The 14,563-nt window shown below is 41.4% G+C and carries 13 protein-coding genes and 1 CRISPR repeat array; all 13 genes read left to right on the plus strand.

Annotated features, from left to right (window positions below):
* The first annotated feature begins 4 nt into the window (after positions 1–4).
* The 13 genes from lspA to AB3H93_RS03230 all read left to right on the plus strand — a co-directional run bounded on the left by lspA (position 5) and on the right by AB3H93_RS03230 (position 14,552).
* Positions 5–469: a signal peptidase II gene (lspA, locus tag AB3H93_RS03170; RefSeq protein WP_010719219.1), complete on the plus strand. Its 465-nt coding sequence runs from the start codon at positions 5–7 to the stop codon at positions 467–469.
* On the plus strand, positions 466–1,377 hold the full coding sequence (locus AB3H93_RS03175) for an RluA family pseudouridine synthase (RefSeq protein WP_368020112.1): 912 nt from the start codon (positions 466–468) through the stop codon (positions 1,375–1,377). Before lspA ends, AB3H93_RS03175 begins: the two co-directional genes overlap by 4 nt.
* Before the next feature lie 238 nt (positions 1,378–1,615).
* The gene (gene pyrR, locus AB3H93_RS03180) at positions 1,616–2,155 is read left to right on the plus strand and encodes a bifunctional pyr operon transcriptional regulator/uracil phosphoribosyltransferase PyrR (RefSeq protein WP_010719217.1); all 540 of its coding nucleotides are present in this window, start codon (positions 1,616–1,618) and stop codon (positions 2,153–2,155) included.
* A 13-nt stretch (positions 2,156–2,168) separates the two neighbouring features.
* Positions 2,169–3,452 carry a solute carrier family 23 protein gene (locus tag AB3H93_RS03185; protein WP_053766058.1) on the plus strand — a complete coding sequence of 428 codons (1,284 nt, stop codon included), beginning with the start codon at positions 2,169–2,171 and terminating at the stop codon, positions 3,450–3,452.
* A gap of 12 nt (positions 3,453–3,464) precedes the next feature.
* A complete protein-coding gene (locus AB3H93_RS03190; protein ID WP_010719215.1) occupies positions 3,465–4,391 on the plus strand; it encodes an aspartate carbamoyltransferase catalytic subunit in 927 nt (308 codons plus the stop codon).
* Positions 4,392–4,409: 18 nt separating this feature from the next.
* The gene (locus tag AB3H93_RS03195) at positions 4,410–5,690 is read left to right on the plus strand and encodes a dihydroorotase (protein WP_034697867.1); all 1,281 of its coding nucleotides are present in this window, start codon (positions 4,410–4,412) and stop codon (positions 5,688–5,690) included.
* Between the two features lie 5 nt (positions 5,691–5,695).
* Positions 5,696–6,772, plus strand: a complete 1,077-nt coding sequence (locus AB3H93_RS03200) for a carbamoyl phosphate synthase small subunit (RefSeq protein WP_010737537.1) — start codon at positions 5,696–5,698, stop codon at positions 6,770–6,772.
* 2 nt (positions 6,773–6,774) lie between these two features.
* Positions 6,775–9,960: a carbamoyl-phosphate synthase large subunit gene (gene carB, locus AB3H93_RS03205; protein WP_053766056.1), complete on the plus strand. Its 3,186-nt coding sequence runs from the start codon at positions 6,775–6,777 to the stop codon at positions 9,958–9,960.
* A 178-nt stretch (positions 9,961–10,138) separates the two neighbouring features.
* Positions 10,139–10,915, plus strand: a complete 777-nt coding sequence (locus AB3H93_RS03210) for a dihydroorotate dehydrogenase electron transfer subunit (protein ID WP_368020113.1) — start codon at positions 10,139–10,141, stop codon at positions 10,913–10,915.
* Entirely contained in the window at positions 10,912–11,841 is a 930-nt protein-coding gene (locus AB3H93_RS03215) for a dihydroorotate dehydrogenase (protein WP_034697879.1), read from the plus strand. The genes AB3H93_RS03210 and AB3H93_RS03215 overlap by 4 nt, the downstream gene beginning before the upstream one ends.
* Positions 11,838–12,554: an orotidine-5'-phosphate decarboxylase gene (gene pyrF / locus AB3H93_RS03220; RefSeq protein WP_010719209.1), complete on the plus strand. Its 717-nt coding sequence runs from the start codon at positions 11,838–11,840 to the stop codon at positions 12,552–12,554. Before AB3H93_RS03215 ends, pyrF begins: the two co-directional genes overlap by 4 nt.
* A complete protein-coding gene (gene pyrE / locus AB3H93_RS03225) occupies positions 12,536–13,186 on the plus strand; it encodes an orotate phosphoribosyltransferase (RefSeq protein ID WP_164445105.1) in 651 nt (216 codons plus the stop codon). Before pyrF ends, pyrE begins: the two co-directional genes overlap by 19 nt.
* A gap of 184 nt (positions 13,187–13,370) precedes the next feature.
* Positions 13,371–13,671: a CRISPR direct-repeat array (repeat unit 36 nt; unit sequence GTTTTAGAGCTATGTTGTTTTGAATGCTTCCAAAAC).
* 239 nt (positions 13,672–13,910) lie between these two features.
* Positions 13,911–14,552: a YfbR-like 5'-deoxynucleotidase gene (locus tag AB3H93_RS03230; RefSeq protein WP_010719207.1), complete on the plus strand. Its 642-nt coding sequence runs from the start codon at positions 13,911–13,913 to the stop codon at positions 14,550–14,552.
* Positions 14,553–14,563 lie beyond the last annotated feature (11 nt).

Raw genomic sequence — 14,563 nt, forward strand, 5'->3', positions numbered from 1 at the left:
TTTTTTGTTAGCAATTTATTTTATGATCAGTGGATTATTAGTGGCTCTTGATCAGTGGGTCAAATGGTGGATCGTCAATGATTTATCTTTAGGCGAAACGAAGACATTGATTCCAGGCGTCTTATCGTTGAATCATATACGCAATACTGGGGCAGCTTGGAGTATGCTTGAAGGGAAGATGTGGTTTTTCGTCATAATCACAGTGGTTGCTGTCATTGTTGTCGTGACATTGATGGTCAAGAATCGCAAACAGGGCAATCGATGGTTGCTGACAGGACTAAGTTTTATTTTGGCAGGAGCTATTGGGAATTTTATTGATCGTGTAAGACTGGGATATGTCGTCGATATGTTCCAAACAGATTTTATGAATTTTCCGATCTTCAATGTAGCTGATATGACACTTGTTTGTGGTGTGATTCTTATTTTGATATATATTATTTTAGATGAAAAGGAACAAGGGAAAAAATGACAGAATTAAACGCAACGATTCAAACAGAAACAGGACGGATCGATAAAGTACTCACAGGTTTATTCAACGATTATAGTCGTTCACAAATCCAGCTTTGGCTCAAAGATGGTGCCGTTTCGGTCAACGGACAAGTGGTGAAAGCAAATTATAAAGTGAAGAAAAATGATGAAATCGTGATCGCTGTGCCAGAACCAGAGACCCTTTCAATTGAAGCAGAAGACATTCCATTAGAAATCGTTTATGAAGACGAAGCGGTTGCTGTTGTCAACAAACCACAAGGCATGGTCGTCCATCCTTCAGCAGGTCATCCGAATGGTACGATGGTCAATGCTTTAATGTATCATGTAAAAGATCTTTCGTCGATCAATGGTGTAGTCCGTCCAGGGATCGTCCATCGAATCGATAAAGATACTTCAGGTTTATTGATGGTAGCGAAAAATGATTTAGCACATGAATCTTTGGCCAAGCAATTAAAAGATAAAACTTCTTTACGTAAATACGTAGCGTTAGTCCATGGAGTGATTCCTCATGAAAAAGGAACGATCAACGCACCGATCGGTCGATCAAAAGTGAACCGTAAAATGCAGGCAGTCAGAGAAGATGGCAAACCAGCCGTGACCCATTTTAATGTCTTGGAACGATTCAATGATTTTACGTTGGTAGAGTTGACGTTAGAAACAGGTAGGACCCATCAGATCCGTGTGCATATGAAATATATAGGCTATCCTTTAGCTGGAGACCCAGTTTACGGACCAAGTAAGACATTGAAAGGAAATGGGCAATTTCTTCATGCGAAGCTCTTAGGTTTTACCCATCCAATCACAGGTCAGAAAATGGTCTTTGAAGCACCGCTTCCAACAATCTTTGAAAAAACTTTAGAAAAACTAAGGAAAAGTGTTGCATTTTGATTTAGATAACGGTATAGTATTTAACAACGAAAGCATAAAAACTTCATATCAGTTCCTTTAAGTTTAGTCCCGTGAGGCTAAGAAGGGTGTGGGTAAGAGAGCTATGGTGCGCCATAACATCGATTACTCAATGACGTAGTATAACTATCAGTGTATCTAAATGTACACTCAGTCTAGACATTCCTCCTGTCCTCTTAGGGCAGGAGTTTTTTTGTGTATAAAAAAGGAGGAAACAAACATGCAAGCAAAAGAAGTTGTGGATCAAGTAACCATGAAGCGGGCATTGACACGTATCACTTATGAAATCATTGAAAGAAATCAGACGATTCAAGATGTTGTCTTAATTGGGATAAAAACAAGAGGCATTTACATCGCATCAAGAGTTGCCGATCGTTTGAAGCAACTAGAAGGCATCGAAGTTCCGGTTGGAGAGCTGGATATCACATTGTATCGTGATGATAAAAAAGAAACACCAGCTGAAGCAGAACTTCATTCTTCAGATATTCCCGTTTCACTAGAAGGAAAAGAAGTGATTTTGATCGATGACGTCCTTTACACTGGACGAACGATTCGAGCAGCGATGGACGCAGTAATGGACTATGGTCGTCCTAGAAAAATTTCTCTGGCTGTCTTAGTAGACAGGGGACATCGGGAGTTACCGATTCGAGCAGACTATGTTGGGAAAAACATTCCCACAGCAAAAACAGAAGAAATCTTAGTCGAAATGCAAGAACTTGACGGCAAAGATCGAATCATGATTTTGAAAGAGGAAGAATAGAGGAGCAATTGATATGTCAGAACAGAAAAAATTCCATAATCACGATGCGGTTTTAGATATCCACGATCGCCCAAAAACAGGACATTGGATCGGCTTAAGTTTACAACATCTCTTTACGATGTTTGGTGCTACTGTACTTGTGCCGATTTTAGTGGGGATCGATCCAGGGATTGCCTTAGTCAGCTCAGGATTAGGAACATTAGTTTATCTTTTTACTACTAAAGGAAAGATTCCAGCCTACTTGGGTAGTAGCTTTGCCTTTATCGCAGCTATGCAAATGCTGATGAAGACTGACGGTTACCCAGCGATCGCCCAAGGAGCCGTAACGACTGGTCTGGTTTACTTGATCGTCGCATGGATCATCAAAAAGATCGGTTCAGCATGGTTGGACAAAATTTTACCACCGATTGTCGTTGGTCCCGTGATCATGGTAATCGGTTTGGGGTTAGCAGCGAATGCTGCAACGAACGCAATGTATAACCAAGGCAACTATGATTTTAAATATATTGCCGTGGCACTGATCACTTTAGCATTGACGATTTTCTTCAACATGTGGCTAAAAGGATTTTTAGGACTTATTCCAATTTTGTTAGGGATCATTTGCGGCTACCTCGTTGCTTTACTCTTCGGAATCGTCGATACAAAGCCGATCGCTGATGCTGCTTGGTTCGCTTTACCAAACTTCGAGATTCCATTTGTTCAATATGAACCGAAGCTTTACTTAGGGGCAATTACGACGATGGCACCTATTGCTTTCGTTACGATGACGGAACACATTGGACACTTGATGGTCTTGAATAAATTAACAAAACGTAATTTCTTTGAAGAGCCAGGTTTACACAAAACATTGATGGGAGATGGCTTAGCACAGATCGTCGCAGCTTTCGTCGGTGGTCCTCCAGTTACAAGTTATGGGGAAAATATCGGTGTGTTAGCAATCACTCGTGTACACAGCGTATTCGTCATCGGTGGTGCAGCAGTTTTCGCTGTGATTTTAGGATTTGTGGGCAAATTAAGCGCTTTGATCTTAAGTATCCCCGGACCCGTAATTTCCGGAATCAGCTTTATCTTGTTCGGAGTGATCGCAGCGAGTGGAATGAAGATTTTGATCGAAAATAAAATCGATTTTGATAAAAAGAAAAATCTGTTGATTGCTTCAGTGATCTTAGTGGTCGGAATCGGCGGCTTGGTTTTTGAAGTAGGCACCTTCACGTTATCAGCAATGGCTTTAGCAACTGTACTTGGTATCATTCTGAATCTTATCTTACCCGAAACTTCACGTAGCGAAGAAAACTAAGGAGGAACTATCATGATCATCAAATCAGAACGCATTAGTTTAAAACATTTATTGACAGTGGAAGCTTTAACGGATCAAGAAGTCATGGGCTTGATCCGACGAGGTCAAGAGTTTAAACAAGGAGCAAACTGGACACCACAAAAACCGCAATACTTTGCGACGAATCTGTTTTTTGAAAATAGTACTCGTACACATAAGAGCTTTGATGTAGCCGAAAAGAAACTAGGCTTAGAAGTGATTGAATTTGAAGCGAGTACGAGTTCTGTACAAAAAGGGGAAACCCTTTATGATACGGTCTTGACGATGTCTGCGCTCGGTGTGGATGTTGCAGTAATCCGCCATGGAGATGAAAATTACTATGATGAATTGATCCAAAGTAAAACGATCCAATGCTCGATTATCAATGGTGGTGACGGAAGTGGCCAACATCCAACACAATGCTTACTTGATTTGATGACGATCTACGAAGAATTTGGTTACTTTGAGGGATTGAAAGTAGCGATCGTTGGGGATATCACACACTCACGAGTAGCAAAATCAAACATGCAAATGCTGAAACGATTAGGAGCACAAGTCTTCTTTTCAGGTCCACGCGAATGGTACGATGAAGAATTTGAAGTCTATGGGCACTACCTGCCATTAGATGAATTATTAGAACAAGTGGATGTCATGATGATGCTTCGCGTACAACATGAACGGCATGATGGGAAAGAAAGTTTTTCAAAAGAAGCCTATCACCAAGAGTATGGATTAACAGTCGAACGTGCGAAGAAATTACAAAAGCATGCGATCATCATGCACCCAGCGCCAGTCAATCGTGATGTCGAATTAGCTGACTCCCTTGTGGAAGGACTACAATCACGAATCGTACAGCAAATGAGCAATGGCGTCTTTGTTAGAATGGCGATCTTAGAAGCAGTACTAAACGGAAAAGCGTAAAGCTAGGAGGAAGAAAAGATGAAAACACTCATTAAAAACGGTCAAATCAATACACGAAAGAATGAAACAACACCTGCAGAAATTTGGATCGAAAACGGAAAAATCAAAGCAATCGGCGAAGGATTTTCCGAGGCTGAATTTGATGAAGTGTTTGATGCCAAAGGACAACTGATCACACCTGGTTTAGTGGACGTCCATGTCCATTTAAGAGAGCCAGGTTTTACATACAAGGAGACGATTGCAGCTGGTACTAAAGCAGCAGCAAGAGGCGGCTTTACAACTGTTTGTGCCATGCCTAATCTGAACCCTGTACCTGATACCCCGGAAAAATTAGAACAGGTCTATGACTTGATCAAACGAGATGCAGTGGTCAAAGTCTTGCAATATGCACCGATCACTGAAAATCTTCGAAGTGAAGTCTTAGTGGATCAAGAAGCGATGATTAAAGCAGGAGCATTTGCATTTACGAATGATGGCGTGGGTGTTCAGACTGCAGGAACGATGTATCAAGCCATGAAAGAAGCAGCAAAAAATAACAAAGCACTGGTAGCACATACGGAAGATGAATCATTACTATTCGGTGGAGTGATGCATGCTGGTGATAAAGCAAAAGAACTAGGTTTGCCAGGTATTTTAAGTGTAACTGAATCCTCACAAATCGCACGGGATCTCCTTTTAGCTGAAGCAACAGGTGTGCACTATCACGTCTGTCACGTTTCTACCAAGGAAAGCGTGCGGGTCATTCGTGATGCCAAAAAAGCGGGTATCCACGTTACAGCAGAGGTTTCTCCCCATCATTTGATCTTGATCGATGAAGATATCCCCGAAGACTTCGGCTTTTGGAAAATGAACCCACCATTAAGAGGAAAGGAAGATCGAGAAGCGTTGATCGAAGGACTTCTTGATGGAACGATTGATTGTATTGCGACTGACCACGCGCCACACGGATTAGAAGAAAAAAGCAAAAGTTTCTTAGAATCACCATTTGGGATCGTAGGAAGTGAGACAGCTTTCCAACTGATTTATACGCACTTTGTTGAAACCAATCGTTTCACACTCGAACAAGTGATCAACTGGATGGCTACCAAGCCAGCGGAAATCTTCCAGTTAGAGGCTGGGACATTGACAGTTGGGGCACCAGCTGACGTAGCTATTTTCGATATTGAACACTCAAGTACAATCGATAAGAAAGATTTCTTATCGAAAGGCGAAAACACACCTTTTGTTGGATGGAACGTCAAGGGCGAAACATTAGGAACATTCGTTGATGGAAAATTGGCGTGGCACAAAGGGGAGTGAAGCAAATGGAACGATTATTGATTTTAGAAGACGGAACAGTTTTTAAAGGAAAAGCATTCGGAGCGAATAATAATGTGTTTGGCGAGATCGTGTTTACTACTAGCATGACAGGCTATCAAGAAACGATCACAGACCAAAGTTTCAATGGGCAAATCATTACCTTTACGTATCCGATGGTGGGAAATTACGGTGTCAACCGTGATGATTATGAATCTATCGCACCAACTTGCAAAGGCGTAGTCGTCAAAGAACATGCGAGAGTGGCTTCAAATTGGCGGAGTCAAATGACATTGGACGAGTTTTTGAAACGAAAAGGTATCCCTGGAATTTCAGGGATTGATACTCGGGCCTTGACACGAAAAATTCGTCAAGTTGGAACGATGAAAGCGAGTATCGTGGATGCTGGTGATTCCTTTGAACATGCTTTTGATCAATTGAAAGCGACCGTTTTAGCTACAAACCAAGTGCAACAAGTCTCAACGAGTAAACCATATCCAAGTCCTGGAACTGGAAAAAATGTGGCTGTCATTGATTTTGGTTTGAAACATAGTATTTTGCGTGAACTAAGTAAAAGAAACTGCAATTTAACCGTATTACCTTATAATACGGATGCAAAAACAATTCTCTCCCTAGCACCGGATGGCGTCATGCTGACGAATGGACCAGGAGATCCAAAAGACGTACCAGAAGCTATTGAAATGATTCGAGAAATCCAAGGGAAAATACCAATTTTCGGGATCTGTTTAGGGCATCAATTGTTTGCCTTAGCTAATGGTGCGGATACCTATAAAATGAAATTTGGTCATCGTGGCTTGAATCATCCTGTCCGAGAAATCGCGACTGGAAGGATCGATTTTACTTCTCAAAATCACGGCTATGCTGTGGATGAAAAAACAGTTGATCCAGATCAGTTGCTGATCACCCATGTAGAAGTAAATGATGGGACTGTGGAAGGAATTAGACATCGTCATTATCCAGCGTTTAGCGTCCAATTCCATCCTGATGCAGCTCCCGGTCCACATGATGCGCTTCATTTATTTGATGAATTTATGGAAATGATGGATGCAGGAGAGGAGAAATAAACATGCCAAAACGTACAGATATCAAAAAAATTATGGTGATTGGATCAGGTCCGATCATCATTGGTCAAGCGGCGGAATTTGACTATGCCGGAACCCAAGCTTGTCTTGCTTTGAAAGAAGAAGGATATGAGGTCGTTTTAGTAAATTCCAATCCCGCAACGATCATGACTGATCAAGAAATTGCCGATCAAGTGTATATCGAACCGATCACACTAGAATTTGTTTCAAGGATCTTGCGAAAAGAACGTCCTGATGCTTTGTTACCGACATTAGGCGGACAAACAGGCTTGAACATGGCAATGGAACTAGCAGAATCTGGTATTTTAGATGAACTAGGCATTGAGCTGTTAGGGACAAAATTATCTGCTATCGATCAAGCAGAGGATCGTGATTTATTTAAAAAGTTGATGGAAGAACTGAATCAACCAATCCCCGAATCTGAAATCGTCACAACTGTTGAAGAAGCAGTCGAATTTGCTAATAAAATTGGCTATCCAATTATCGTTCGTCCCGCTTTCACATTAGGTGGAACAGGTGGTGGAATGTGTAAAAATGAAGAAGAACTTCGAGTGATCGCAGAAAATGGTCTGAGCCTTTCTCCAGTGACCCAATGTTTGATCGAACGCAGTATTGCAGGATTCAAAGAAATTGAATACGAAGTTATGCGTGACTCGGCTGATAATGCCATTGTTGTTTGTAACATGGAAAATTTTGACCCAGTGGGTATCCACACAGGCGATTCGATCGTCTTCGCCCCAAGTCAGACCCTTTCAGATCATGAATACCAGCTGTTGCGTGATGCATCATTAGCGATTATTCGTGCATTGAAAATCGAAGGCGGCTGCAATGTCCAACTTGCACTTGATCCACATAGCTTCAATTATTATGTGATCGAAGTTAACCCACGTGTTTCACGCTCTTCTGCTTTAGCAAGTAAAGCAACTGGTTACCCGATTGCAAAATTAGCGGCTAAGATCGCTTTAGGTTTAACACTTGATGAAATGAAGAATCCGGTAACTGGAACGACTTATGCAGAATTTGAACCAGCTTTGGACTACGTCGTTGCTAAGATTCCTCGTTGGCCATTCGATAAATTTGAGAATGGGGAACGAGTTTTAGGAACTCAAATGAAAGCAACTGGCGAAGTAATGGCGATTGGTCGTAACATTGAAGAATCCCTATTAAAAGCTGTCCGCTCTTTAGAGATTGGGACACACCATTTGGAACTACCAGAATTAAACATGATCGATGATAGTGAACTGATCGAAAAAGTCGTCCGTGCCCAAGATGATCGCTTATTCTATGTCGCAGAGGCGATTCGCCGCGGCTATCCAATTGAAGAATTGGCGGAGTTGACAAAGATCGATTTGTTCTTTTTAGACAAGTTGCTCCATATCGTTGAACTAGAAACTGAACTGTTGGAACACCCGCAGGATGAAAACGTCTTACGCACTGTGAAACAAAACGGGTTTACGGATCAAAAGATTGCTGAACTGTGGAAAACTGAAGCAAAGCAGATCAGAGAGCTTCGTGAAAAATCCGACATCAAACCCGTATACAAAATGGTCGATACGTGTGCGGCTGAATTTGCTTCACAGACGCCTTATTTTTACAGCTCATACGAAGTTGAAAATGAAAGTGAACGATCCGAAAAAGATTCTGTTCTTGTCTTAGGCTCTGGACCCATTCGAATCGGTCAAGGGGTCGAGTTTGACTATGCAACGGTCCATTCAGTTAAAGCGATCCAACAAGCAGGTTATGAAGCCATTATCATGAATAGCAATCCAGAAACAGTTTCAACCGATTTCTCGATCTCTGATAAACTGTACTTTGAACCATTGACTTTTGAAGATGTGATGAATGTCATTGAACTTGAACAACCGATTGGGGTAATCGTCCAGTTTGGTGGTCAGACAGCTATCAATTTAGCGGAGCCGTTAGTTCAAGCGGGCGTCAAAATTTTAGGTACTACAATTGAAGATCTAGATCGAGCTGAAAACCGGGATTTATTTGAACAAGCGTTAAGAAGCCTGGAAGTACCTCAGCCACTAGGTGATACTGCAACTAGTAAAGAAGAAGCAGTAGGGATCGCTTCAAAAATCGGTTATCCTGTTCTTGTCAGACCAAGTTATGTCTTGGGCGGTCGAGCAATGGAAATCGTTGAAAATCAACAAGATTTGGAAGATTATATGGAACATGCAGTGAAAGCTTCCCCAGAACATCCTGTTTTGATTGACCGTTATTTGCTTGGAAGTGAATGTGAAGTAGATGCCATTTGTGATGGGGAAACAGTTCTAATCCCTGGAATCATGGAACACATTGAACGTGCAGGGGTCCATTCGGGGGATTCCATGGCTGTTTATCCGCCACAAGCACTCTCAGCAGAGATCAAACAAACCATTGAAGACTATACGATTCGCTTAGCTCGTGGTTTAAACTGTATCGGTATGATGAATATCCAATTCGTGATCCACGACAATCAAGTTTACGTGATTGAAGTCAATCCTCGTGCAAGTCGAACGGTTCCGTTTTTAAGTAAAGTTACAGGAATACCGATGGCTCAAATCGCCACAAAAGCGATCTTAGGTGAAAAGTTAAGTGACTTAGGCTTTACGAATGGCTTATATCCAGAATCAAACGCTGTCCATGTGAAAGCTCCTGTATTCTCGTTTACTAAATTGCAACAAGTGGATACCTACTTAGGTCCTGAAATGAAATCTACTGGAGAAGTCATGGGCTCTGATCAAAACTTAGATAAAGCATTATACAAAGCGTTTGAAGCATCAGGTCTACGCCTGCCAGATTATGGTGCCGTCTTGTTCACGATTGCTGATGAAACTAAAGAAGAAGCGTTAGCACTAGCCAAACGTTTTTCAGAAATTGGTTATAGCCTATTAGCAACTAAGCATACGGCAGCTTATTTTGAAAAAAATGGGCTGATCGTCACGCCTGTTGCTAAAATCTCTGAAAAAGCAACGGAGAAAAATGTTGTTGAGTTGATTCGAGAAGGAAAAGCACAGGTCGTTGTTAATACCATCGATAAAGACCGAGGAAATGCCTCGAAAGACGGATTTATCATTCGCCGAGAAGCAGTTGAACATGGTATTCCTTTATTTACTTCATTAGATACAGCGGATGCGATCATTCGGGTAATGGAGTCTCGAGCTTTTTCGACACAAGCGATTTGATCAGCATGTTCTAAAATGACAGTTCCTATAATGATTAAGTAATAGTTAAAATAGCTTGTAGGCACCTAAACAGAGATAAAAGTGATCATTTTCGTTCGCCTTGTTACTGACATTGGCTGAAAGGATCACTTTTGTCGAGATGTTTGGCAATGAAAAAATCCCAAAGAGGAGAGCAGATATGAAGCAAGAAGTCATGACAATCATTCAACAAACACAACTAGCACCACGTATTTATGAATTGACTTTAAAAGGAGAATTGGTCAAAGAAATGTCAATACCTGGGCAGTTTTTGCATATTCGAGTACCTAGAGCAGATTTGCTTTTACGCCGCCCCATCAGTATCCATTCGATTGATCAACAAAACTACACTTGCCAGATCATCTATCGAATCGAAGGTGAAGGAACGAAAGAATTTTCTACGTTGAAGGCTGGCGATTCTTTAGACGTTTTAGGGCCATTAGGCAATGGTTTTGACCTAACTGGATTGTCCGCAGGAGAGGAAGTGTTCATCGTAGGGGGAGGTATTGGTATTCCGCCTTTATATGAATTAGCCAAACAACTGACTACACGTGGCATAAAAGTGACTAATTTTTTAGGATTTGCATCAAAAGAAGTCATGTACCATGAAGCAAAGTTTCATGAATTAGGTGAAACCAGAGTAGCGACGGATGATGGTACTTATGGGATCCATGGAAACGTCGGGAATCTGCTAATGAGTACTCATAAGCAACCAAAAGCTGTCTTTGCTTGTGGTGCAAATGGTCTCTTAAAAACAGTCGAACAACTTTTTGTGGATCACCCAAATGTCCAATTGTCCTTAGAATCACGAATGGCTTGCGGTATCGGTGCTTGTTATGCGTGCGTTTGTCATCGACCGGATGATGAAACTGGAACAAAAAGTGTCAAGGTGTGTGACGAAGGGCCAATTTTTAAAGTAGGAGAGGTTGTCTTATGAGTAATCCCTTAGCAGTTAAGCTCCCGGGTTTGGAATTGAAAAATCCGATCATGCCAGCCAGTGGATGCTTTGGATTTGGAAAAGAATATGGGAAATATTACGATTTGAATCAATTAGGGTCGATTATGGTCAAGGCGACAACGCCGCATGCAAGGTTTGGTAATCCCACCCCACGTGTGGCGGAAACACCCTCCGGTATGTTGAATGCGATCGGATTGCAAAATCCCGGTCTGGAAGTTGTCATGAATGAACTGTTACCAGAATTAGCTGTCTATCCAGATTTACCTATCATTGCGAATGTCGCTGGTGCCTGTGAAGAAGACTATGTCGAGGTTTGTCGTAAAATTGGTGAAGCGCCGAATGTCAAAGCGATCGAGTTGAATATTTCTTGCCCGAATGTCAAACATGGCGGCATTGCCTTTGGGACAGACCCAGACGTTGCCTTTCAATTGACACAAGCTGTCAAAAAGGTTGCAAGTGTACCAGTTTATGTGAAACTTTCCCCTAATGTGACGGATATCGTACCTATCGCACAAGCAATCGAAAGCGGTGGGGCAGATGGCTTTACGATGATCAATACACTACTTGGTATGCGGATCGATCTGAAAACACGTCAACCTATTTTAGCCAACCAGACAGGCGGTCTTTCTGGTCCTGCGATCAAACCAGTGGCGATTCGTTTGATCCATCAAGTCGCCGCTGTTTCCGAGTTACCGATCATTGGTATGGGCGGTGTCCAAACTGTTGACGATGTCTTAGAGATGTTCATGGCAGGAGCCAGTGCCGTGGCAGTAGGAACAGCTAATTTTACGGATCCGTACATTTGTCCGAAACTGATTGAAGAACTACCCGTACGAATGGCAGAATTAGGGATCGAATCCCTCCAACAACTAATCAAAGAAGTAAGAGAGGAACGAATGAAATGAACCAACGACCAATTATTGCTTTAGACTTTTCGACGTGGCAAGAAGTGGAACAATTTATGCAACTATTCCCTGAAGAGGAAAAATTATTTGTAAAAATCGGAATGGAATTATTTTATCAGGAAGGACCGATTATTGTTCGTTGGTTGAAAGATGCTGGACATGAAGTATTTTTAGACTTGAAACTTCATGATATCCCTAACACGGTGGAAAAAGCCATGCGTGGGTTAGCAAAACTAGGCGTGGATATCACTTGTGTCCATGCAGCTGGCGGAATCAAAATGATGCAAGCGGCACTACGTGGGCTAGAAGAAGGAACGCCTGCTGGCAAAAAACGCCCATTGTTGTTAGCGATCACTCAGCTTACTTCAACGAGTGAAGCGGATATGCATCATGATCAATTGATTCAAGTTCCCTTAGAAGAAAGTGTGATCCATTATGCGAAATGTGCCGAAGCAGCTGGACTGGATGGCGTTGTTTCTTCTGCCTTAGAAGTGAGTGGCATCAAAGCAGCCACCCGCCAAGATTTCATTTGTCTTTCTCCGGGTATCAGACCAGAAGGAAGCGTCGCAGGTGATCAAACGAGGATCGTCACGCCTGCCCAAGCTCGAGGAATTGGTTCAACGTTTATCGTGGTTGGACGACCAATCACTCAAGCGAAAGATCCCTACCAAGCCTATCAAACAATCAAAGAAGAATGGAGTCGATCAATTTGAATACGATTGAAAAGAACATTGCCAAAGATTTGTTAGCTATTGAAGCGGTTTTCTTAAGCCCAAATGAACCATTCACGTGGGCAAGTGGACTAAAAAGCCCGATTTATTGTGACAACCGCATCACGATGAGTTATCCAAAAGTCAGAAAAGCAATTGCTCAAGGGTTAGCAGAAAAAATCAAGCAAGCATTCCCTGACGTGGAAGTCATTGCTGGTACAGCAACAGCAGGAATCCCTCACGCTGCATGGGTGGCAGAAATCTTGGACTTGCCTATGGTTTATATCCGTAGTAAAGCGAAAGATCACGGTAAAGGCAATCAAATCGAAGGACGGATTTTTGAAGGTCAAAAAATGGTTGTGATCGAAGATTTGATCTCGACAGGCCAAAGCGTTTTAGAAGCAACGGAAGCAGCCAAAAGAGAAGGCGCTAATGTATTAGGTGTAGCAGCGATCTTTACGTATGAACTACCAGCAGGTGAAGAAAATTTTGCCAAAGCAGAGTTACCACTATTTACTCTCACGAATTATTCTGTCTTGATCGAAACAGCGTTAGCCGAAAAATATATTGATGAAGCGGAATTAGCCTTGTTAAAAGAATGGAAAAAGAATCCAGCGGACTGGTTAAAACAGTAACGAAGAAAACGAAGGTGGAACAAAAACAAAAGACTCAAAAAAGGGCTTTCGTTGAACAAAATCCATGGTATACTAGGATCAAACAAAACAACTGAATGAAACAAAGGAAGCATCCAAGGCGAAAGTTTTGCTATGGACGAGTAGCGCGATTACGGAATTTCGTAAGAAAAAATTTTTCTGCGAGGTTTTAGAGCTATGTTGTTTTGAATGCTTCCAAAACGCTTCATCAAGTTTATATTAAAGTGTCGGTGTTTTAGAGCTATGTTGTTTTGAATGCTTCCAAAACGTCACAACCGCAGCGTGGGCATTCATTAATGTTTTAGAGCTATGTTGTTTTGAATGCTTCCAAAACTGTAAAACCGCCTTCAATATCTTTGATATAGTTTTAGAGCTATGTTGTTTTGAATGCTTCCAAAACCTTCTGTTGGAGCTATCACAGGTATGTCTTTGTTTTAGAGCTATGTTGTTTTGAATGTTTCTGAACTAATAGTTGCTGTGCTTCGCTTGTCGTTTTTAAGGCGAGGAGCTTACACAGAGTTGGTTTTGAATCTTATGATTATTTTGATGGAAACTAGAGTTGTTTTTCTGGTTTCTATTTTTTTATAGTAAAATTGCGTGATTCTCAGTAAAAAGATTAATTTTTCGTTGATTTACAAACGGGATGTTTGCGAAAGATAGTTATTTAATGATAAAATCATCGGAAAAGTAAAGGGGAGGCTATTTTATGGGATTGAATGAATTTATTTTAGGTTTGAATAATTTGGAAAAAATTACACGAGCGCCAGGGTTCTTTAAATTTACTGAACATACGGTAGCCGCTCATTCTTATCGAGTGGCTTCGATTGCTCAAGTCTTAGGTGACATTGAAGAGGTTCATGGTCAAGCGATCGATTGGAAATTACTTTATGAAAAAGCGTTAAATCACGATTACACAGAACGTTTTATCGGGGATATCAAAACACCGGTCAAGTATGCAAATAAAGAGTTACGGGGAATGTTACAAACAGTTGAAGAAAAGATGACGGATGAGTTCATCAACCAAGAGATTCCGGAAGAGTTTCAAGAAGTTTACCGCCGGCGATTGTTTGAAGGAAAAGATGACACAGTGGAAGGTGAGTTATTAGCAATCTCTGATAAAGTCGATCTATTGTATGAATCATTTGAAGAGATCATCAAGAACAATCCAGAAAAAGTATATAAAGAGATGTTTATTGAAGCGGTAACTACGATCAAAGGGTTTGAGCATCGTCCTTCTGTCAAGTATTTCTTCAACGAGATTTTCCCTGAATTACTGAATCAAGAATTTTATGGGAAAGAAGACTTTTTAGCGACTGTTTCCACGATCGTTAAAAACAGTCAACAATAGAAAATTTTGCA

The sequence above is a fragment of the Enterococcus sp. C74 genome (genome assembly GCF_040887125.1).
In the GTDB taxonomy this organism is placed as follows: domain Bacteria; phylum Bacillota; class Bacilli; order Lactobacillales; family Enterococcaceae; genus Enterococcus_B; species Enterococcus_B hirae.